The 20,881-nt window shown below is 49.8% G+C and carries 17 protein-coding genes and 1 riboswitch; of the genes, 2 read left to right on the forward strand and 15 right to left on the reverse strand.

Features of this window, described 5'->3' with window-relative positions; genetic code table 11:
* Positions 1-25 precede the first annotated feature (25 nt).
* The 12 genes from DWZ40_RS04310 to DWZ40_RS04365 form a co-directional block, all read right to left on the reverse strand.
* The gene (locus DWZ40_RS04310) at positions 26-1,318 is read right to left on the reverse strand and encodes an adenylosuccinate synthase (RefSeq protein ID WP_118541110.1); all 1,293 of its coding nucleotides are present in this window, start codon (positions 1,316-1,318) and stop codon (positions 26-28) included.
* Positions 1,319-1,666: 348 nt separating this feature from the next.
* Positions 1,667-3,097 carry an adenylosuccinate lyase gene (gene purB / locus DWZ40_RS04315; RefSeq protein WP_118541112.1) on the reverse strand — a complete coding sequence of 477 codons (1,431 nt, stop codon included), beginning with the start codon at positions 3,095-3,097 and terminating at the stop codon, positions 1,667-1,669.
* A gap of 103 nt (positions 3,098-3,200) precedes the next feature.
* The gene (purF, locus tag DWZ40_RS04320) at positions 3,201-4,640 is read right to left on the reverse strand and encodes an amidophosphoribosyltransferase (RefSeq protein WP_118541114.1); all 1,440 of its coding nucleotides are present in this window, start codon (positions 4,638-4,640) and stop codon (positions 3,201-3,203) included.
* A gap of 102 nt (positions 4,641-4,742) precedes the next feature.
* On the reverse strand, positions 4,743-5,093 hold the full coding sequence (locus DWZ40_RS04325; RefSeq protein WP_118541116.1) for a hypothetical protein: 351 nt from the start codon (positions 5,091-5,093) through the stop codon (positions 4,743-4,745).
* A gap of 87 nt (positions 5,094-5,180) precedes the next feature.
* Positions 5,181-5,660: a hypothetical protein gene (locus DWZ40_RS04330; protein ID WP_147354133.1), complete on the reverse strand. Its 480-nt coding sequence runs from the start codon at positions 5,658-5,660 to the stop codon at positions 5,181-5,183.
* A gap of 185 nt (positions 5,661-5,845) precedes the next feature.
* Positions 5,846-6,601 (reverse strand): 4-hydroxy-tetrahydrodipicolinate reductase, encoded by a 756-nt coding sequence (gene dapB, locus DWZ40_RS04335; protein ID WP_118541120.1) that lies wholly within the window; start codon positions 6,599-6,601, stop codon positions 5,846-5,848.
* A 130-nt stretch (positions 6,602-6,731) separates the two neighbouring features.
* Complete coding sequence (dapA, locus tag DWZ40_RS04340; RefSeq protein WP_118541122.1) at positions 6,732-7,616, reverse strand: 4-hydroxy-tetrahydrodipicolinate synthase; 885 nt, start codon at positions 7,614-7,616, stop codon at positions 6,732-6,734.
* A gap of 265 nt (positions 7,617-7,881) precedes the next feature.
* Positions 7,882-8,057, reverse strand: a riboswitch (Lysine riboswitch).
* 46 nt (positions 8,058-8,103) lie between these two features.
* Positions 8,104-8,601 (reverse strand): cob(I)yrinic acid a,c-diamide adenosyltransferase, encoded by a 498-nt coding sequence (locus tag DWZ40_RS04345; protein WP_118541124.1) that lies wholly within the window; start codon positions 8,599-8,601, stop codon positions 8,104-8,106.
* Positions 8,602-8,762: 161 nt separating this feature from the next.
* Positions 8,763-9,404: a single-stranded DNA-binding protein gene (locus DWZ40_RS04350; protein ID WP_118541126.1), complete on the reverse strand. Its 642-nt coding sequence runs from the start codon at positions 9,402-9,404 to the stop codon at positions 8,763-8,765.
* Positions 9,405-9,573: 169 nt separating this feature from the next.
* Positions 9,574-10,917: an MATE family efflux transporter gene (locus DWZ40_RS04355; protein WP_118541128.1), complete on the reverse strand. Its 1,344-nt coding sequence runs from the start codon at positions 10,915-10,917 to the stop codon at positions 9,574-9,576.
* Positions 10,918-11,046: 129 nt separating this feature from the next.
* Positions 11,047-12,876, reverse strand: a complete 1,830-nt coding sequence (gene typA, locus DWZ40_RS04360) for a translational GTPase TypA (protein ID WP_118541130.1) — start codon at positions 12,874-12,876, stop codon at positions 11,047-11,049.
* Between the two features lie 153 nt (positions 12,877-13,029).
* Positions 13,030-13,680: a YigZ family protein gene (locus DWZ40_RS04365; RefSeq protein WP_118541132.1), complete on the reverse strand. Its 651-nt coding sequence runs from the start codon at positions 13,678-13,680 to the stop codon at positions 13,030-13,032.
* A 457-nt stretch (positions 13,681-14,137) separates the two neighbouring features.
* Between DWZ40_RS04365 and DWZ40_RS04370 the strand changes: the two genes are divergently transcribed.
* Complete coding sequence (locus DWZ40_RS04370; protein ID WP_118541134.1) at positions 14,138-16,819, forward strand: transglycosylase domain-containing protein; 2,682 nt, start codon at positions 14,138-14,140, stop codon at positions 16,817-16,819.
* Positions 16,820-16,901: 82 nt separating this feature from the next.
* Here DWZ40_RS04370 and spoVAE read toward each other — a convergent pair whose 3' ends face one another.
* Positions 16,902-17,258 carry a stage V sporulation protein AE gene (gene spoVAE, locus DWZ40_RS04375; protein WP_118541239.1) on the reverse strand — a complete coding sequence of 119 codons (357 nt, stop codon included), beginning with the start codon at positions 17,256-17,258 and terminating at the stop codon, positions 16,902-16,904.
* A gap of 92 nt (positions 17,259-17,350) precedes the next feature.
* Positions 17,351-18,382, reverse strand: a complete 1,032-nt coding sequence (locus DWZ40_RS04380; protein WP_118541136.1) for a stage V sporulation protein AD — start codon at positions 18,380-18,382, stop codon at positions 17,351-17,353.
* 146 nt (positions 18,383-18,528) lie between these two features.
* Here DWZ40_RS04380 and DWZ40_RS04385 point away from each other — a divergent pair, with 146 nt between their 5' ends.
* Entirely contained in the window at positions 18,529-18,711 is a 183-nt protein-coding gene (locus DWZ40_RS04385) for a hypothetical protein (protein WP_118541138.1), read from the forward strand.
* Positions 18,712-18,819: 108 nt separating this feature from the next.
* Here the strand turns inward: DWZ40_RS04385 and DWZ40_RS04390 are convergent, their stop codons facing one another.
* On the reverse strand, positions 18,820-20,796 hold the full coding sequence (locus tag DWZ40_RS04390) for a TRAP transporter fused permease subunit (RefSeq protein WP_118541140.1): 1,977 nt from the start codon (positions 20,794-20,796) through the stop codon (positions 18,820-18,822).
* Between the last annotated feature and the right edge of the window lie 85 nt (positions 20,797-20,881).

Raw genomic sequence — 20,881 nt, forward strand, 5'->3', positions numbered from 1 at the left:
TATTACGTTAACAATATTACTATTTTTACAGGCGTACGATCATTGCCTCGCGTCCTGCGCCGGTTCCGATGAATTTTACCGGAACTTTGATATAATCCTCGATGAAATTGATGTATGCCTTTGCATTCTCCGGAAGCTCCTCGAAGGTCTTGCAGCCAGAGATGTCACCGAAGTTACCATCGAACTCTTTGTATACCGGCTTGCTGTTCTCTAAGAACTTTAAGTTGGTTGAGAAGTCCTCGGTCTGTACCCCGTTGCAGTCATAAGCAACGCAGACTTTGATCTTGTCGAACTTACCGATGGTGTCTAAGTGGTTTACGGAGATTCCGGTCAGACCATTCAGACGCTTTGCATATTTTAAGGTTACCAGATCCAGCCAGCCACAGCGACGCGGTCTGCCGCTTACGGTACCGTACTCATGACCAAGGTCACGGATCTTATCACCGGTCTCGTCGAGCAGCTCGGTTACGAACGGGCCCTCGCCGACACGGCTGGAGTAAGCCTTGATGATGCCATATACATTGCCGATATCGGATGCGCTTAAACCGGTTCCGGTGATGATACCGCCGATAGTCGGATTGGAGGAGGTTACATACGGATAGGAACCGAAGTCGATGTCAAGTAAGGTTGCCTGAGCACCCTCTACGATGACCTTCTTATCCTCTTCCAGTGCTTTGTGCAGATAAGTTACAGTGTCACATACGAACGGCTTTAACTGCTCTGCGTACTCGGTATAGGTCTTATATACCTCTTCAAAGTTCAGTTTTTCATCAATGGTGGTGTCTTCCGGATCATAGAACTTTAAGAGTGCTTTTCTGGATTCTACCAGCTCTTCCAGATGGCTCTTGAAGTTGTCTGCGTACAGATCCTCAACTCTTAAACCTGCGCGCTCGTACTTGTCACAGTAGGTCGGTCCGATACCTCTGCAGGTGGTGCCGATCTTGGAAGCCTTTCTTGCTTTCTCCAGTGCGCGGTCTAACATCGGATGGTATGGCAGGATCACATGGGTCTTGTCACTGATTTTTAAGTGGTTGTCGATATCGTATCCGTGTGCTTTTAAGTTTTCGATCTCACCTAACAGCACCTGCGGGTTCATAACAACGCCGTTGCCGATTACGCCAATGGTATGACCGGACAGGATTCCGGACGGAATCAGACGCATTGCGTATTTCACTCCGTTTGCTTCGATTGTATGGCCTGCGTTATCACCACCGGTTGCACGGACAGCGATATCTGCATTCGTTGCAAGATAATCGATTACTTTTCCCTTACCTTCATCGCCATAAAAACATCCAATAACTACATCTACCTTTGACATAATTCGTCTCCTTTGTTGTGCTTAACGTGACAGTACGGACTTCGCGCATTTTTACTCACGCGCTGCACATCGAAAACCAATGTGCCCTGGCACCGCCACTTGCTATTCCTAATATTCTCATGCGGAATCAGCCGACTCCGCAAACATTAACAGTATATAAGATTCTTGCTTTAAAATCAATACGCAAACACAAAAAGGCAGACAGATTTTCTAATCTGCCTACCTCTTGTTATTAATGTACGTTATAAACATTAATTACTGTAATTTATCAGTTTTGTCATTTTCTGACATGTTCCATACATTGAAAATAAGACTCAGAAAATAATTCCTATTACATCAAACATTCTTTTATACGTTAATCTCTGCGGTCATACCGAGGTCTCCCTTGTTTGCCTCCAGGATCGGATTGACTACTTCGCCTAAGAATTCGTCTACCTGCTGCGGTGCACGTCCTACATAGCGGGACGGCTCCATGCATGCCTTTAAGTCTTCTAAGGAAAGTCCAAATGCCGGATCTGCCGCAATGAGCTCTAACAGGTTGTTGTCCAGACCTTTTTCCTTGACATTTCTGCCTGCTTCCATGGAAAGCTGGCGGATGCGCTCATGCAGCTCCTGACGGTCGCCGCCTGCCTTTACTGCATCCATCATGATGTTCTCGGTTGCCATGAACGGAAGCTCTGCCATAAAATGCTTCTCAATCACCTTCGGATATACCACCAGGCCGTCTACAACATTTAAGTACAGATCCAGGATACCGTCGATGGCCAGGAAGCCTTCCGGAATGCTTAAACGCTTGTTTGCGGAGTCATCTAAGGTACGCTCGAACCACTGGGTGGAAGCAACCATCATCGGGTTCATGACATCACTCATTACATAGTTGGAAAGAGATGCGATACGCTCGCTGCGCATCGGGTTTCTCTTGTATGCCATTGCGGAGGAACCAATCTGGTTCTTCTCAAACGGCTCTTCCACTTCTTTTAAGTGCTGCAGCAGACGAATGTCATTGCTGAACTTGTGGGCGCTCTGCGCGATTCCTGCAAGAACATTCAGGACACGGGTATCTACCTTACGGGAGTAGGTCTGGCCGGAAACCGGATAGCATGCAGAAAAGCCCATCTTCTCGGCGATCATCTGGTCTGCCTTGCGGCATTTCTCATGGTCTCCCTCAAAGAGTTCCAGGAAACTTGCCTGGGTACCGGTGGTTCCCTTGGAGCCAAGAAGCTTCATGGTAGAAAGGACATGATCCAGATCCTCTAAATCCAGACAAAGCTCATTAAGCCAAAGTGTTGCTCTCTTGCCAACAGTGGTCGGCTGTGCAGGCTGGAAATGGGTAAATGCCAGAGTCGGCTGGTTTTTGTACTTGTCTGCGAATTTTGCCAGCTCTGCCATCACGTTGATGAGTTTTTTACGAACCAGCTTTAAGCCCTCGGTCATGATGATGAGGTCCGTGTTATCACCTACATAGCAGGAGGTTGCACCCAGATGGATGATTCCTTTTGCCTTCGGACACTGCTGACCGTAAGCGTATACATGGGACATGACATCGTGGCGCACCAGACGCTCACGCTCTTTTGCGACTTCATAGTTGATATCCTCGGCATGTGCCTTTAACTCGTCGATCTGCTCCTGGGTAATCGGCAGTCCTAACTCTTTCTCAGTCTCAGCCAGCGCGATCCATAATTTTCTCCAGGTTTTGAATTTCTTGTCCGGGGAGAAGATGTACTGCATCTCCTTGCTTGCGTAACGCTCGGACAACGGGCTTTGGTATCTGTCGTTCATAAGAACCCTCCAATATTTTGATTGATTATTTGGTATCTTCGCCGCGGATGCATTTTTTCGACACTTGTTTCGTATATTCGCCGCAAATGCTTTCCTTTGGCGCTTACTTCGTATATTCGCCGCGGATATCCTCCTTCGGCGGTTCCAGCGGATAGTTTCCGCTAAAGCATGCCGTGCAGATCGGCAGGTCTTCTGCCAGTTCTGGCAGACGTTCCATCTTTAAGTAAGACAGCGAATCTGCCCCGATGATCTGGCAGATTTCTTCTACCGTGCGTCCGCTTGCGATGAGCTGGTCTTCGGACGGGATATCCGTTCCAAAATAGCACGGATGCAAAAACGGCGGTGCACTGACCTTCACATGCACTTCCTTCGCACCTGCATCGCGCAGCATTTTCACGATGAGGTGGCTGGTCGTACCGCGGACGATGGAATCGTCGATCATGATGACACGTTTTCCTGCAACTGCCTCTTTTAATACATTCAGTTTTACTTTTACCGCAGAAACACGGCTGCTCTGTTTCGGCTTGATGAAGGTACGTCCCACATAGGAGTTCTTCACAAACGCCGTTCCGTATGGGATACCGGACTGCATCGAATAGCCAAGTGCTGCAGCATTACCGGATTCCGGCACACCGACCACGAGATCGGCATCGACCGGGGAATCGATCGCCAGACAGCGGCCTGCGTGAATGCGGGAATGATAAACGCTCACACCGTCAAACACACTATCCGGTCTTGCAAAGTAAATATATTCAAAGACACATCTTGCCTGTTTCTCCGGATCCGGCAGGCACATGCTCTTATCGGAGCGGATGCCGTCCTTGGTGATCGTTACGATCTCGCCCGGCTCCACGTCGCGGACAAACTCCGCGTCAATCGTTGCCAGGGCGCAGCTTTCGGATGCCAGGATATAGGCATTTTCCTTTTTGCCGATACAAAGAGGCTTAAAGCCAAACAGATCTCTCGCACCGATCATCTTGCGCGGGCTCATGATGACCAGGGAATACGCACCCTTGATCTTCTTCATGGCATTGGCCACTGCTGCTTCAACGGTTGCCGTGCGCACACGCTCACGCGCGATATGGTACGCAATGACCTCAGAGTCAATGGTGGTCTGGAAGATTGCACCGCTGTATTCCAGCTCTCTGCGCAGCTCCGGCGCATTGACCAGGTTTCCGTTGTGGGCCAGTGCCAGGGTACCCTTCACATAATTGAGTACCAGAGGCTGCGCGTTCTCTCTTGTGCTGCTTCCCGCAGTCGAGTAACGCACATGTCCCACACCAATGTTTCCATGTAACCCCTCTAAAATGTCCGGTGTGAACACCTCATTGCAAAGCCCCATCCCCTTATACGCATTTACCTTCCCCTTCGGTCCTTCTGTGTCGCTGACCGCAATACCGCAGCTTTCCTGCCCCCGGTGCTGCAATGCGAACAGTCCGTAATAAATCTCGGATGCCACATCATTGCCGTCAAAATCGTACATTCCGAATACACCGCACTCCTCGTGCAGCTCATCTGGATTCAGCAAGCGTTTCTCTTCCATCGGCTTTCTTCCTCTCTTGATGTATTTATAAGTAATATAAATAAAAGAAGTTAATTTCAGAAGAAATTATAATACACAGGCATCTGAATTGCAATATGTTTTTTATTGCCGGATAGAATCCTTTCTGTGGTAAAACTGGACTTCTAAATTTTTTGTATCCAGCCGGATCCCGTAAATATCCTGTTCCGGCTCACTGCTCACAGCATTGCCCGGAGCAATTGCCTCTTTGGAAATAAGCTCCACTTCACAGAGTTCTTCCCTGCGTACCAGAGAAAGCTCAGGGCGCTTTTCCTGCCAGAATAATGCCGTTCCTGCTGCAATTTCCAGACAGATCGCAGCCGCCAGAATTCTGCGGATACACCTTAAGCGTCTGGAACGCTGATAATTCCATGCCAGCCGCCGGATACACTGTTTTCTCCAGGCGCGGCATGACCGATTCCATGTTCTGATCAAAAGTCCTCCTATGTACATGAAAAACGAATAACATCGCTTTTGAAAAGCGATGTTATCCTAAAAAACAAGAAAAACCAAATACCCTTCTTACTGCACAACGCGCTCCACATCATCCACGAGTCCGTCCACCACGCCAGTGCTTTTCTGAACTCCGGTGCGGTTTTCTGCAGCAGAATTTCCAACATTTCCGTTTGTCTGGTTTAAGTTTCCGCCATTCTCACTTCCGGCAGCTCCACCTGCTCCATTTACACCATTCCCGGTGTTTTCCCCGGTTGTGTTAGTACCGTTTCCGTTGATTCCGCCATTTCCAGTAGTACCTCCGGTTCCACTCGTGCCATTTCCGGCTCCGCCGTTTTCACCGGCCATTCCGTTTTCCATGTTGTTTGTGCCGTTTTCCCCGGCAGCGGTGCCCCGGCCGTTTCCATTCTGGCCATTTGGCGCTCCCTGGCTTGCAGTCGTGGCTTCATCCGCCATGTTGTTTCCATTCTGGTTGCTGCATCCCGCTAAAAGACAAACAGTCATGGCGAAGATCAGCACACATGCAGTCATTCTGATTTTTTTCATCATCGTATTCTCCTTTCTTTCCTAATGAATTCTGAAAAAGAGTGCGCATCCAGGCGGAGCGTTTTTGTTTCATAGACTGTACTTTTCCACGAAACAACCTATTTCAGGAATACATCCTGCTGTTAGTATGAGAAAGAAGAAACGATTTTATCAAAAATCAGAACTTCCATTTTTATCTTTTTATAAAATTAACCGATCACATCCTGCATGTCGTACAGTCCCGGCTCTTTGCCTGCCAGAAACAGGGCTGCCTGCAGTGCACCTTTTCCGAAAATTGCCTTGGAATAAGCAGTGTGGCGGAAGGTAATGACCTCATCCGTTCCGGCAAAGATCACGTCGTGGTCACCTACAATCGTACCGCCGCGCACGGAAGAGATACCGATCTCTTTCTCGTCACGTCTTACGCGCTCCTGGCTGCGGTCATATTTGTAATGGTACTGGTTGTCCATCGCCTCGTTGATGGAATCTGCCAGAGCCAGTGCAGTGCCGCTCGGCGCATCCAGTTTTTTGTTGTGGTGCTTCTCGACGATCTCAATGTCAAAGCCTGCATTCGCCAGTACCTTTGCCGCATCCTGGACCAGCTTCATGAGGGTATTGATGCCAAGGGACATATTCGCAGAGCGCAGGATCGCAGTCTGTTTGCTGCTCTCTTTTACTTTTTCGATCTGCTCTGCAGAAAGTCCGGTCGTGCAGAGTACCAGAGGCATCTTGTGTGCCACGCAGTAATCCAGCAGATGGTCCACTGCCTTTGCAGAAGCAAAATCAACGATCACATCTGCCTCAACGTTACATTCCTCTAAAGATGCAAACACCGGATAATCACTTAAAACTACCGGATTGACATCGATTCCGGCTACGATCTCAATGCCATCCATCTCCTTTGCCAGACCGGTAATGGTGCGTCCCATCGCACCATTGCAGCCGTGCATGATCATTTTTACCATTTTATAAGTCCTCCTGTGCAGGTCCTGTTCTTTCGTTTGTGATTCTATTTGTACGTTTCCATACAGCTGCTTTCCATGACACAGGCAGCTGTCGTTTTGATTCTTTGCAAATGCTGCGTACATTCCTGGTTTACAGGATTCCATACTCCTGCATTGCCTTTTTCAGACGTTCCTGGTTCTGCGGCTCCATCTCGGTAAGCGGCAGTCTTAACGGGCCAACTTCTTTGCCCATCAGATTTAAGGCAGCCTTAACCGGAATCGGGTTTACTTCACAGAACAGCGCGTTGATCACCGGAATGGCATCTAACTGCATCTGGCAGCTCTTCTGGATATCGCCCTTGAAGAAGTTCTCGCAGATCTCGTGAGTCTGTCTCGGAGCAACGTTGGACAGAACGGAGATAACGCCCTTGCCGCCCATAGCCAGAAGCGGAACAATCTGGTCGTCGTTGCCAGAATACAGATCTACGCAGCCGTTTGCCAGGTGCATGATCTCTGCGATCGCGGAGAAGTTGCCGCTTGCTTCTTTCACGCCAACAATGTTTTTCACATCGCGGCAAAGCTTTACGATGGTCTCCGGTTTCATGGTAAGACCGGTACGGGTCGGCACATGATATAAAAGACACGGAATGTTTACAGACTCTGCGATCGCGGTATAGTGTGCGATCAGACCATTCTGGGTTGCCTTATTGTAATAAGGAGTTACTAACAACAGTCCGTCTGCTCCGGCCTTCTCAGCCTCTTTAGAAAGGTGGATTGCCTCTCTGGTACAGTTGGAACCGGTTCCTGCGATAACCGGGATACGCTTGTTTACCACCTTGCAGGTGAAACGGATCACATCCAGATGCTCCTCGTGACTCATGGTTGCAGACTCACCGGTGGTGCCGCATACGATGATCGCATCGGTACCGCCTGCGATCTGCTCCTCCAAAAGCTCAGCAAGCTTATCATAATTTACCTCTCCAGATTCTGTAAACGGGGTTACCAATGCAACACCAGCGCCCTCAAAAATAGCCATGTTCTTTTCCTCCTCATATGTTTATGTATTGCAGGCGTCAATCAACGGATACGCCACCGCACTGTTCCGACATGCAATGTAAAAAAGAATGTGCCTTGGCACATTCTCGCGCCGAGGCGCGGTTGCTTTGGCAACCATCTACCTTTGCGCCGAGCGCGCATCCCTGCGGAGCACTTTTTTGTTTCATAGGACGCACTTTCCTATGAAATAAAAAAGGGACTGACAAATCCCGGTCAGCCCTCTTAAAGTCGCTTTTGTGCTTTTTGCTTTAAGTAGCTCTCCATCCGGTTGGATGACAGTTACAGGATTCTTCACCCTGTCCCCAGATAAATGACTTCCAGACCGTCCTCTATCTTCGGCGCCCGCCCTTTCAAAGAATCCTCTTCTGCTTCTGGTGCATCCGATTCTTTACTCATGCTTCGCGCAACCTCTACTTGCCTGTTTATATATAATACTAGCATTAACCATTTTAATTGTCAACTTAAACCTATCTGGAACAGTTGGAACAGTCTACATATTCCACTTTATCTGCGATCCGGCGAATGCCTTCCGGCAGTACCTTTCCGGTCACAATGACCTGGACCTGGTCACGGCAGTTTAAAATGCCTTCCAGTTCCTCTTCCGTTACGATATTCTGGTCAACCAGCCCAAGGGCTTCATCGAGAACCAGAAGATCGCACTCCTCTGTGGTCAGTACCTTCTTTGCATAATTTAATCCATTGCGGATATTGACCTGCTCATCTTTCTTTTCAGAATCGCTTAACTCTGCAAAGTAGCGGTCTGATTTTTCGAAGCGGAATATCTTCAGTTCCGGCTCCATTCGCTTTAATACGTCCAGATTTCCTGTTTTCTCACTGCCTTTTAAAAACTGGATCACGATCACGGTTTTCTGCTCTGTGAGCGCCTGGAGCGCTCTGCCAAGGGCCATCGCTGTCTTGCCTGAGCTGTCTTTGCCGCAGATGACCTCTAGTCTTCCTGTACTCATCGCTTTTGCACCTCTGTTTTTCTTAGCATCGTTTATACAAGCGTGCTAATCGTAACACATTCCCATGTAATTTGCAAGTTAATCTGTTAAGACTGCGGCTATCCTTATTGCGATTCACATACATAAATCCGCCAGCACAGCCGCGCCGATGCTTCGCATCCTTACGCTTCCTCTTCCAGATCCCCGCATTCCAGCTTGCTGATGGAAACCTCGTAAGCCACCCGCTTCTCGCACTCGGTCTCGCTGAGCTTTTTGGTGTACTCCCGGCTCTGCACACGGCCCCATACGCGCACTCTGGTTCCCACCTCGAATCCGGAAGCAAACCGCGCATTTCTGCCCCAGGCAATGCACGGGATATAGTCTGACTTGCCGTAAGGGCGGTTGACTGCCAAAAGGAGATCTGCAATCTCCCTTCCGAGCGGTGTTTTCCGGTAAACCGGTGCCTTACAGATGTAACCATCCAGAAAAATCTGGTTCGTCTTGGTATAATCCGTAAATTTCTCCATAAAATGGATTTCCCGTACAAACACCGACAGTACCAGACGGTTTTTTATCCCTTCATGGCGGTTATAGGAACGGAACTGGCCAATGGCCTCCACCGTGCAGCCAATATAATCTTCCTTAACATCCAAAAGACGCTCTGAAATCATAAGCGGAATGATATCGGCCTGCTCGCTCAAACGGCTCACCGCTACATTTACCAGATAAAATCCCTCTCCAAACACTTCATGGCTGAAGGTAAACCCGGAAATGATTTCTCCGATCACACTCACTTTATTGTTTTCGATCACTTTTTCTGACATAGTATTTTCTCTCCTCTTCCCATTTCTTTTAGCTCTCAGCTATTATCATATTTACGGGAAAATGAGAAAAAATATTCAGGTTTTCGCTCGACAAATGGCGGCAAAATGTTACATTTTCCATGCAAAAGGCAAAAAAGCAGCAGATTTTATAATGTTTTTCTGTCTCCAGCTAACGTTCCCGAAAAGCAGCGAAAGCAAATCGTCCTACAAGACAGGCTGAAACCGCCGCCGAGATCCACTCACTGATCCAGAATCCGTGCCAGACTCCCACTGGCCCCATGATCCGGTTTAAGATCCAGGCAGCCGGCAGGATCACCACCAGATAACGGCACAGGGAAATGATGAGGGAAGACATGCCCATTCCCAATCCCTCAAACGCGCCGCTTGCGGTCACAGAAACCGAAGAAATTAAAAATCCCAGGCAGATCAGGCGTAATGCCTGTGTGCCCGCTGCCACGGTTTCCGGGTTTGTGGTGAACAGCTGCATAAGCTGTTTTGCAAACAGAAGACAGCCAAACGTTCCAACCGCCATAATGACTGCACACATCACCAGCGTCAGTTCAAACAGCCTGCGCACCCGCTTCATTTCCTTTGCCCCGTAATTGTATCCAATCAGCGGGCGCAGTCCCTGCACAATGCCGCTGGCCGGAAGATACAGGAACGTCTGAAGTTTATAGTAGATTCCGAGCACCAGGACATAACAGTCCGAAGATGCCGCAAGAATGCCGTTTAACGCGGAAATCAAAATCGATGGCAGAGCCAGGTTCAAAATTGCCGGAACACCGATTCCATATAATTTTTTCAGGATCGGTCTGTTTGGGAGCAGATCTTTTTTCGAAAACTTGACCGGAAATGGTTTTCCAACGTACATTACCAGATACACCGCCAGGGAAACAACCTGGCCGATTCCCGTTGCGATCGCTGCTCCTGTGATCCCCATTGCCGGAAAAATGCCGATTCCAAAGATCATCAAAGGATCCAGGATGATGTTGGCAATACAGCCGCAAAGCAGACTTGCCATGGCCACCTTCATGCGCCCTACCGCCTGAAAAAGCTTTTCAAAAAACAGTCCTGCCATGATCACCGGCGCAAACGAAAATGCGATGGAAACGTAACGGATCGCCAACAGCTTTACCGCTTCATCACTCGTAAACATGCTTAAGAACTGCGGCATGATCAGCAGGGAAAGAACAGCCAGAACAACACCATGGGCCAGGCAGCAAAGCAGTCCCTGTCCCGCCGCATTTCCGGCTTTTTTCTTATCTCCCGCCCCAAGATACAGCGATACCAGTGCATTGATCCCCACTCCAAAACCAATGGCAGCCGCATTGATAAAATTCTGTACCGGATACACCAGGGAAAGCGCTGTCATGGCATTTTCACTGATCTTCGCCACAAAGAAACTGTCGATAATGTTATAAAGGGAATTGACCAGCATAGACACTACCATCGGCAAGGCCATCGACAACAGCAGTGGAAATACCGGTTTTTCTTTCATAAATGTATCTGTCATAGTTAACTCCTTTCAATAGCGCAAAAACGCCACACAGCCGCCCTCCCGTACGGGAAGGGGCTGTGTGGCGAAAAATAGCTTGGCTTTACTAGAAAAGTCCACACCAGGTTTTAGGGAATCTGGCAATATTTATTTTTTAAAGGATGCTCTCTTACGCATGGTCGGATCCAGGATTTTCTTGCGGATACGCAGGTTCTCCGGGGTTACCTCAAGAAGCTCGTCGGTATCGATGAACTCCAAGCACTGCTCCAGGCTCATGATCTTCTTCGGAACCAGCTTCAATGCCTCATCAGCACTGGAAGAACGGGTGTTAGTCAGCTTCTTGGTCTTGCAGACATTGACCTCGATATCCTCGGTCTTCGGGTTCTGTCCGATGACCATACCAGAGTAAACCTTCTCGCCCGGTCCCACAAAGAGGATACCGCGCTCCTGTGCATTGAACAGACCGTAGGTGATGGTCTCACCGCTCTCGTAAGCGATCAGGGAACCGGTCTTACGGTAGCTTAACTCACCCTTGAACGGACCGTAACCATCGAAAATGGTGTTGATGATACCGTTACCCTTGGTATCGGTCATGAACTCACCACGGTAGCCGATCAGACCTCTTGCCGGGATGGAGAACTCCAGACGGGTATATCCGCCGTTTGCCGGACTCATACCCTGCAGCTCACCCTTTCTGGAGGTCAGCTTCTGGATTACCGCACCGGTAAACTCCTCCGGAACGTCGATGTAAGCTAACTCCATCGGCTCTAACTTCTGGTTGCGCTCGTTGTATTTGTAAAGAACCTCAGCCTTGCTGACTGCAAACTCAAAGCCCTCGCGGCGCATATTCTCGATCAGGACAGACAGATGCAGCTCACCACGTCCGGAAACCTTAAAGCAGTCCGGGGACTCGGTCTCTTCTACACGCAAGCTAACATCGGTGTTCAGTTCGCGGAACAGACGCTCTCTTAAGTGACGGGAGGTAACAAACTTACCTTCCTGACCTGCAAGCGGGCTGTCATTTACCATGAAGTTCATGGCGATCGTCGGCTCGGAAATCTTCTGGAACGGAATGGATTCCGGATTCTCCGGGGAACAGATGGTATCACCAATGTGAAGGTCTGCGATACCGGATACTGCAACGATATCACCGATGGTTGCCTCCTGAACCTCTACACGCTTTAAACCGTCGAACTGGTACAGCTTACCGATCTTCACGCGGCGCATCTTGTCCGGATCGTGATGGTTTACGATCACGCAGTCCTGGTTTACCTTGATGCTTCCGTTGTCGATTTTGCCGACACCGATACGGCCAACAAACTCGTTGTAGTCAATGGTGCTGATGAGCATCTGGGTATCTGCATCCGGGTCTCCCTCCGGAGCCGGGATGTAGTTTACGATGGTCTCAAACAGCGGGCTCATATCTACTTCCGGATCGTCCAGCTCTTTCTTTGCAAAACCTGCACGGGCAGATGCAAATACGAACGGGCAGTCTAACTGCTCGTCGGATGCGTCCAGATCCATAAACAGCTCTAATACCTCATCAATCACCTCGGTCGGTCTTGCTTCCGGACGGTCGATCTTGTTGATGCAGACGATAACAGACAGGTCCAGATCCAGTGCCTTCTGCAGCACGAATTTGGTCTGCGGCATCGGTCCCTCATATGCGTCTACAACCAGGATAACACCGTTTACCATCTTCAGTACACGCTCAACCTCGCCGCCGAAGTCTGCATGTCCTGGGGTGTCGATGATGTTGATCTTCTTATCTTTATAAAATACTGCTGTGTTCTTGGAAAGAATGGTGATTCCACGCTCACGCTCAATATCGTTGGAGTCCATGACACGCTCTGCCACTTCCTGGTTTGCACGGAAAACGCCGCTCTGCTTTAACAGTTCATCTACCAGAGTGGTTTTACCATGGTCAACGTGGGCAATGATCGCGATGTTACGGATGTCTTCTCTCTTCATTTTCATAGTCGTAATAATCCTCTTTCTCTTTAAAAAAACTAAGGACTTGTTGCCAGGTCCTTAGTTTCACGTCATTCATCACAAGTTATTAATATAGCATTCTGGTGAACGGAATGCAAGCGTTTTTTCCTCAATTGCAGGGCTTTTTCTGTTTAAATTTTAAAACAGGACCAGTTCCCCGTCTGCAAAGCCATAATAGCATTCCTTTTCCCGGGTAATCACAGCTTTGCCGCCAGTCTTTTCGGTGATCTGGGCAACCAGGGAACCCTCTTTTTCGAGCGGCACCATGCAGACAACATCCACTGCATCGGTGTACTGGGTATCCAGAACCGGGATCTCCATCTGCGCATTGATGTACTGGATCTTGCCAATGCCATTGTAATCGGTATGAATCTTCCATTCCACCCCCGGACATTTCTCCACGATCACGCTGTTTTTGAGTCCCTCCTGCACTGCGCCGGAATATGCACGCACCAGTCCGCCGGTTCCAAGCAGGGTTCCGCCAAAATAACGGGTCACCACGACACAGATGTTTTTCACTTCTGCACCCAAAAGCACATCCAGCATTGGGCGTCCTGCCGTCTGGGCCGGCTCCCCATCGTCACTGCAGCGCTGCACCTGGCCGCGCTCCCCGATCACATAAGCCGAGCAGTTATGCCGGGCATCCCAGTATTTCTTTTTCATCTCATCGATAAAAGCGACGGCCTCTTCCTCGCTCTCTACCGGTCTTGTGGTAGCAATGAAGCGGGATTTTTTCTCGGTTAATTCCCCTTCGCCGCCCTCATAAAGAATTTTATATCGTTCCATCATGGGTATACTACTTCCTATCATCCTGTTTCTTTTACGATTCGCTTCTCTCGTTCCCTATCATACCAGTAAAGAAGACTTCTGGCAAGAAGCAACATGACTGCCCATGTGTTTCGCAGGGTTACTATTCACGCGTTGCGCAAACGTTACTGTTCACGCATGCGTGCCCAGCAACGGGATTTTGCCGATGCTTCGCATTCCAAATCGGCAAAATCTGCTGCCAGAACTGTATCATACGGGATTTTCAGTTCAGAAAATCCCTACCTGTGAACAGCAACGCGCAAACAGTAACAGATTCTGCCGAAGCTTCGCACGGTTGAATTATCAGAATCATTTTGGTATAATGATAGACGGATTTTTATGTTGTTCACGCATGATACAAACAACATTTTATCCCCGATCAGCAGCTGTCAGACCTCTTTACAGCTGCCAGTACACATCCTGAAAAGGAGGATTCCGAATGAATTATGGAAAAAACGCTACAGAAAAGCGTTTGCAGGCCGCGAACTCACGGAGCCGGAAATACCGTTCCCGCATTTTCCTTACCTTCGCCAAAACCTGCTGCGTGCTCTGTCTGTTTTGCGTTCTGGTCGTATCCAGCATTGGCATCGGTATTGTCATGGGCATCATCGACAATTCCCCGGAGCTGAATGTGAACAGTATCGTTCCCATCGGCTATGCCACTACGGTTTACGACAGTGCCGGAAATCTAACCGACACACTGGTAACTGCAGGCTCCAACCGGGAAGAAGCCACCTACGACGAACTTCCACAGGACCTGATCAACGCTTTTGTTGCCATTGAGGACTCCCGTTTCTGGACCCACAACGGCATCGACCTTCGCTCCATCTCCCGCGCCGCTGTCGGCGTATTAACTGGCGAAAACCGCGGCGGCGGAAGCACCATCACCCAGCAGCTGATCAAAAATAACATGTTCAACGGCGGCATGGAAACCAGCTTCGGTGCAAAACTCGAGCGAAAACTCCAGGAACAGTATCTGGCTCTCCAGCTGACCAAATCCATGGACCGCAAACTGATCCTGACCAACTATTTAAATACGATCAATCTGGGCAACAATGCACTGGGTGTCAAAGTTGCTGCCCGACGCTATTTTAATAAGGATGTTTCCGATTTAACCCTTTCCGAATGTGCCGTTATCGCCGGCATCACCCAGAACCCTTCCCGCTTAAATCCGATCAGCGGGCAGCAGGCCAACGCGGAAAAACGCAAAGTCATCCTGCAATATATGTTCGAACAGGGTTATATTACAAAAGCACAGCAGGAAGAAGCCCTGGCCGACGATGTCTATGCCCGGATCCAGATGGTAGATACTGTTTCCAAAGAAAATTCCACCCCGTACAGCTACTTCACGGATGAACTGACCCAGCAGGTAAAAGACACGCTGATGGAAAAACTCGGTTATACGGAAACACAGGCTCACAACCTGCTTTACAGCGGAGGTCTCCAGATCTACACCACCCAGGATCCAACCATTCAGGCCATTGTAGATGAAGAGGTCAATAACCCGGACAATTACTCCGCCGCACGCTACAGCGTAGAATACCGGCTTTCCGTAACCCACGCAGATGGAACTACCGAACATTTTTCAGAGAAAAACTTAAAGTCTTGGCATGCTTCCACCTTAAATCCTGGCTGGGATGGACTGTATAACAGTGAAGCCGATGCCGACGCTGACATCGAATCTTACAAAGCAGCAATCCTGCAGGAAGGTGACACCATCATTGGAGAGCGCTGCAGCAAAGTACTGGAACCGCAGGTTTCCTTCGTGATCATGGATCAGAAGACCGGACAGGTCAAAGCCATAAGTGGCGGACGCGGTACCAAAACAGCCAGTCTGACCTTAAACCGTGCAACCGATACCACAAGGCAGCCTGGTTCCACATTCAAGGTCATCACCGCTTTTGCCCCGGCACTGGACACCTGCGGTGCTACCCTGGGAAGCGTCTACTACGATGCTCCTTTCACCGTGGGAACCAAAACGTTTAAAAACTGGTACAAGCAGGGCTATCTTGGTTACTCCAGCATCCGCGACGGTATCATCTATTCCATGAACATCGTTGCCGTGCGCACTTTGATGGAAACTGTAAGTCCACAGCTCGGTGTAGAATATGCCAAGAACTTTGGCATTACAACCCTGACGGACACCGACATGAACGCAGCGACTGCCCTGGGCGGTATTACCAACGGTGTAACCAACCTGGAACTGACCTCCGCATTCGCTTCCATTGCAAACGGCGGACTTTATACCAAACCGGTTTTCTTTACCAAAATTCTGGATCACGATGGCAAACTGCTCATCGACAATGAGCCGGAAACCCACCGGGTATTGAAAGATTCTACCGCATTTTTACTGACCGATGCCATGAAAGATTCCATGCAGGCAAACCACATCTTCGCGAGTTCTGGTGTCAGTGTCAGCTCCACCAGTACCCGCGCGGCACTTCCGAACATGTCAGCAGCAGGTAAGAGTGGTACGACCAGCAACAACAACGATATCTGGTTCATCGGTTACACTCCTTACTATACCGCAGGTGTATGGGGCGGCTGCGATGAAAACCAGAAACTGACGGCAGTAAACGGCGGCACGTCCTTCCACAAAGATATCTGGCGCAAGATCATGACCCGTGTTCACGAAGGCTTGAGTGACCCGGGCTTCACCGTACCAGACAGCGTGGAAACTGCAGAGATCTGCCGCAAATCCGGCAAACTGGCGATTCCGGGCGTCTGCTCCCATGATCCGCGCGGCAATGCCGTATACACAGAATACTTCGCAAAGGGAACCGTACCGACCGAAATGTGCAACACCCACGTACTTACCACTGTCTGCAGCGAAACCGGTCTTCTTCCGGGACCGAACTGCCCGAAGACATCCATCGTGCGGATTGCACTTCCGGCTGACGAAGAAGGCGAAACCGATGATTCCAAATATGCAATGCCAACCAGGCAATGTCCCGGTCATACCAGCGTGACCATCGATCCATCCTATCTCGGACCGGACGATGATGTTACCCCGGGAACCGGAAGTTCCCGAGGCGCAGGAAACGCAGTTCCCGGTCTTGGGCCTGGCGGTGCCAGCACCCGCCCATCCTCGGCCGTATCCAATGGACCGGGGCGGGACTAAAACAACCATTTATTTCACTTTAATAGGGCCGTGTGAGTTGCCTTTCGGCAACTCACACGGCCCTTGTCATATACTTATATTGTTATTCTTTCATCCTCGGCTTAAAGATCAGCGCCCCCAGATACCCAAACACCAGAGCCGCCGCAATCCCGGCAGAGGCTGCCGTCAGACCTCCTTTGAAAATTCCAATGCATCCTTCTTCTCCGATTGCTTTTGCAACACCTTTCCACAAGGTATTTCCAAAACCAAGAAGCGGTACCCCCGCTCCGGCCCCTGCCCACTTCAAAAACGGTTCATAAAGTCCGAGCCAGCCAAGAATCGTTCCACTTACAACCAGCGTTACCATAACCCGTCCCGGCATCATTTTGGTCCTGTCTAAAAGAATCTGAACGAGCGCACAGATCACACCGCCCACAAGAAAGGCCCGGATCAGTTCCATTGCCACACCACCGGCTGCACTGTTCAAACTGTCGCCCGCCGCACTGGTCATACTGTGCATGATAAAAACGATACGATTATCCATTCGTTCATTCACACCTCCATTCGTTCCAGTACTACCGCATGGGCAATTCCCGGAATACTCTCTCCTTCATTGTAACTGACGGTAGACAACAGGGCTCCTGTCGGAACAAACAATACCCGTTTCCACTCGCCACGCTGCATTTTCGGCAGAATATGGGCACACAATGTCACCGCTGCGCAGCCACATCCGCTGCCGCCTGCATGCACATCCTGTTCTCCCCGGTCATAAATCTCCAGCCCGCAGTCCATATGCCTGCCCGCCATATCATGACCGCTGCTTTTCATAAAATCCAGCAGCACTTTCTGTCCCACTGCTCCCAGATCCCCGGTGATGATCCGGTCATAATAGGAAACATCCACACCAAAATCCTCCAGATTCTGACAGATCGTATTCCAGGCTGCCGGTGCCATTGCCGCACCCATGTTCATAGAATCCCTGGTTCCCATATCTACCAGTTTTCCTGTGGTGATGCCGGTTACTGCAATATGGGATGTCGGCAGATTTCCTGCTTTTTTTCCACACTCCAGCACCACTGCCCCACAGCCAGTCACCGTCCACGATGCACTCTGCGCCCGCTGGTTTCCGTATCCCAGGGGAAAACGGAACTGTTTTTCCGCAGTTGCAAAATGGCTGGATGCAATTGCAAGGACCCGGTCTGCATATCCTGCATTCACACACATTGCTCCAAGTCCCATGGCTTCTCCCATGGTCGAACAGGCGCCGTAAAGCCCAAATAAGGGGATTTCCAGATCCACCGTACCAAACGAAGTCGCGATCAGCTGCCCCAGAAGATCTCCTGCAAACAGATAACGTACCTCTCTCCGGTGAATATTTCCTTTCTCAAGCGCCAGATCTGCCGCCTGCTTCTGCATGGCACTCTCTGCCTGCTCCCAGTTTTCCATCCCAAACATCTCATCCTGCTCCGTCACATCGATCCCGGCAGCCAAAGGTCCCTGTCCCTCTTTTTTCCCTGCAACCGATGCCCAGGATGCAACAAAAGCAGGATGCTCAAAACGCAAGCTTGCTTTTCCCATCTGCATACGAAAGCTCCTTTCCTGATTCCACAAACCTCTGAACCTAGTATTTCACATTGGAATCATTTTTATCCAGGTTTTATAGCGCTTGTGATTCTCCTGCCAGCTTGCTATAATACATTCTGAACATCTATTTTCGGAGGAACACAACCATGGGAAAATCAGGGAAAGAACGACGGGCAATTATGCTGGATTATGTAAAGAAACACAATGTGGATTCCGAACAGTCTCCACTGAATTACGATCTGCACAAATACGCATCTTATGTAGAAAAGCACAAGCTGGACGCAGAAAAGGTATCGCCGGATGTGCTTGAGAAGTTCCGGTTGAAGTAAACAATATTGCACAGTAAGTATCAAAGGGGCGAAAGTTCCCGCAGCCGCCATGCATGGCGGCTGCGGGAACTTTCGCCCCTCATTCGTTATCGTGTAATATTGTTTATTTTATGCAGCCAGCATCTCCTTCTCTTTCTTGGCTGCCTGGTATCCCAGTACGCATACCGCACCTACCAGAACCAGTCCGATAAGGTCGGTCAGGCTTCCCGGTACGAGCAGGGTCAGACCACCTACAATGCAGAGGATACGCTCCCACCATTTCATGTTGCGGAATACGAATCCACTTAAACCGGCTGCCACACCGAAGATACCGATGAGGCTGGTGATGGTGATCATAACAACCTCCGGGATAGTGGTGTTGATGAACAGCATAGCCGGATTCATGGCGATAATGTACGGTACGATGAATGCTGCGATGGCAAGACGGCTTGCGTTGAACGCGGTCTTCATCGGTCCAGCCTTTGCGATGGCGGCGCCTGCGTAGGCGGCCAGTGCAACCGGCGGGGTGATATCTGCCACGATACCAAAGTAGAATACAAAGAAGTGTGCTGCGAGCATCTCAACACCGATTTCCGGGCTCATGAGGATCGGGGCACAGGTTGCTGCCATGATGCAGTAGGTTGCGGTGGTCGGAACGCCCATACCAAGAACGATACAGCAAAGCATAGTCAGAAGCAGTGCTACGATCATGACACCGCCGGATGCAGATACAATGGCACGCAGAAGTTTGGATGCAAGACCGGTAGAAGTGATGCAGCCGGCTACGATACCAGCCATGGTACATGCAGATGCTACAGTGATGGTTCCCTTGCCGCCTGCCTCCAGCGCATCGATGATCTTGCTTACGTTGATACGGTTATCGGAGTTGAACAGACCTACTACGATAGTTACCAGGATTGCGATTGCTGCGGAGCTCTGCATGGTACGGGTACCATTGGATACCAGAACGACCAGAACTACAAGCGGAGCCAGCAGATAGATTTTGCGGATCAGGTAGCTGAATTTCGGAAGGCTATCTTTATCAAGTCCCTTTAAGCCAAGCTTCTTTGCTTCCAGATGTACAGCAATGTAAATACCTGCAAAATACAGGATTGCCGGAAGAATTGCAAGGACTGCAATGCGGGAGTACGGAACACCGGTGTACTCTGCCATGAGGAATGCGGCTGCGCCCATGATCGGCGGCATGATCTGTCCGCCGGTGGATGCTGCTGCCTCAACAGCGCCTGCAAAATCCGGTTTGTAGCCGGTCTTGATCATCATCGGGATGGTGACGGAACCGGTAGTTACGGTGTTTCCTACGGAAGAACCGGAAACCATGCCGCACAGAGCAGAGGAAATAACAGCTACCTTCGCCGGACCGCCGCAGGAGGAACCTGCCACGCAGTTTGCAAGGTCAATGAAGAATGCGGAAATACTGGTCCGCTCCAGGAAAGCACCAAAGATAATGAAGACCACAATGTATTTCTGACATACATTGATCGGGGTGTTCATAACACCATTGGTGGTGTAGAACAGATCGTAAACAACCTTACCAAAACGGACATTTGCAAAGGTGTAGATCAGCAGTGCACCGACTACAAACAGGATCGGCAGGCCGACACACCGGCGGCAAAGCTCAACCAGAACAAGAATGGCAACGATGGCCAGAGCCAGCATAAACGGGTCTTTGGAAATGACACTGTAGCTGGTTAACAGGATTTTCTGTGCGTTTGCTGCAAAGTAAAGAAATGGACCTGCGCCTGCGACCATCAGTACAATATCATACCACGGAATGTAGTTTACACGGACGTGCCCTTTTTTGACCGGATAGTTTAAAAATCCGATGATGATGATCATAGCCAGAAACAGCGTCAGGCGAACCTCTGGAAGACTCTTATCCACCAGGGTCAGGTAAATGCAGAACAGGGAAAATGCTGCCATCAGGAAACGGATCACGGCTTTCGGCTTTCCTTCCCATACACGGACGTTCGATTCCCTGTCATATTTTTTCATCACCGCATCAACATCCTCTGCGGTTCCGGTTAAACTGTCAGCTGCCGGGGCGCTGTCCACAGCTGCTGTGTGTGTTTTATTCAGAAAGCTCATAGTCGAATCCCCTTCCTATTCTTATTCAGGCGCTTCCGGGATTCGGAAACGCCTGATTGTCTTCATTTTGGAGCAGTCTCACCTG

Origin of the sequence: Clostridium sp. AF32-12BH, assembly GCF_003477935.1 — a bacterium.
Taxonomy (GTDB): Bacteria; Bacillota; Clostridia; order Lachnospirales; family Lachnospiraceae; genus Brotaphodocola.

Excerpts from the sequence above, each read along its gene's own strand:
- DWZ40_RS04310 (WP_118541110.1), bottom strand. The coding sequence starts at position 1,318 with ATGTCAAAGGTAGATGTAGTTATTGGATGTTTTTATGGCGATGAAGGT.
- DWZ40_RS04365 (WP_118541132.1), bottom strand. The coding sequence starts at position 13,680 with ATGATGGAACGATATAAAATTCTTTATGAGGGCGGCGAAGGGGAATTA.
- dapB (WP_118541120.1), bottom strand. The coding sequence starts at position 6,601 with ATGGTAAAAATGATCATGCACGGCTGCAATGGTGCGATGGGACGCACC.
- spoVAE (WP_118541239.1), bottom strand. The coding sequence starts at position 17,258 with ATGGAACTGATCCGGGCCTTTCTTGTGGGCGGTGTGATCTGTGCGCTC.
- DWZ40_RS04350 (WP_118541126.1), bottom strand. The coding sequence starts at position 9,404 with ATGTCAGAAAAAGTGATCGAAAACAATAAAGTGAGTGTGATCGGAGAA.
- DWZ40_RS04370 (WP_118541134.1), top strand. The coding sequence starts at position 14,138 with ATGAATTATGGAAAAAACGCTACAGAAAAGCGTTTGCAGGCCGCGAAC.
- DWZ40_RS04345 (WP_118541124.1), bottom strand. The coding sequence starts at position 8,601 with ATGAGTACAGGAAGACTAGAGGTCATCTGCGGCAAAGACAGCTCAGGC.
- purF (WP_118541114.1), bottom strand. The coding sequence starts at position 4,640 with ATGGAAGAGAAACGCTTGCTGAATCCAGATGAGCTGCACGAGGAGTGC.
- dapA (WP_118541122.1), bottom strand. The coding sequence starts at position 7,616 with ATGGCTATTTTTGAGGGCGCTGGTGTTGCATTGGTAACCCCGTTTACA.
- DWZ40_RS04380 (WP_118541136.1), bottom strand. The coding sequence starts at position 18,382 with ATGCAGATGGGAAAAGCAAGCTTGCGTTTTGAGCATCCTGCTTTTGTT.
- purB (WP_118541112.1), bottom strand. The coding sequence starts at position 3,097 with ATGAACGACAGATACCAAAGCCCGTTGTCCGAGCGTTACGCAAGCAAG.
- DWZ40_RS04385 (WP_118541138.1), top strand. The coding sequence starts at position 18,529 with ATGGGAAAATCAGGGAAAGAACGACGGGCAATTATGCTGGATTATGTA.
- DWZ40_RS04355 (WP_118541128.1), bottom strand. The coding sequence starts at position 10,917 with ATGACAGATACATTTATGAAAGAAAAACCGGTATTTCCACTGCTGTTG.
- DWZ40_RS04390 (WP_118541140.1), bottom strand. The coding sequence starts at position 20,796 with ATGAGCTTTCTGAATAAAACACACACAGCAGCTGTGGACAGCGCCCCG.
- typA (WP_118541130.1), bottom strand. The coding sequence starts at position 12,876 with ATGAAAATGAAGAGAGAAGACATCCGTAACATCGCGATCATTGCCCAC.
- DWZ40_RS04330 (WP_147354133.1), bottom strand. The coding sequence starts at position 5,660 with ATGATGAAAAAAATCAGAATGACTGCATGTGTGCTGATCTTCGCCATG.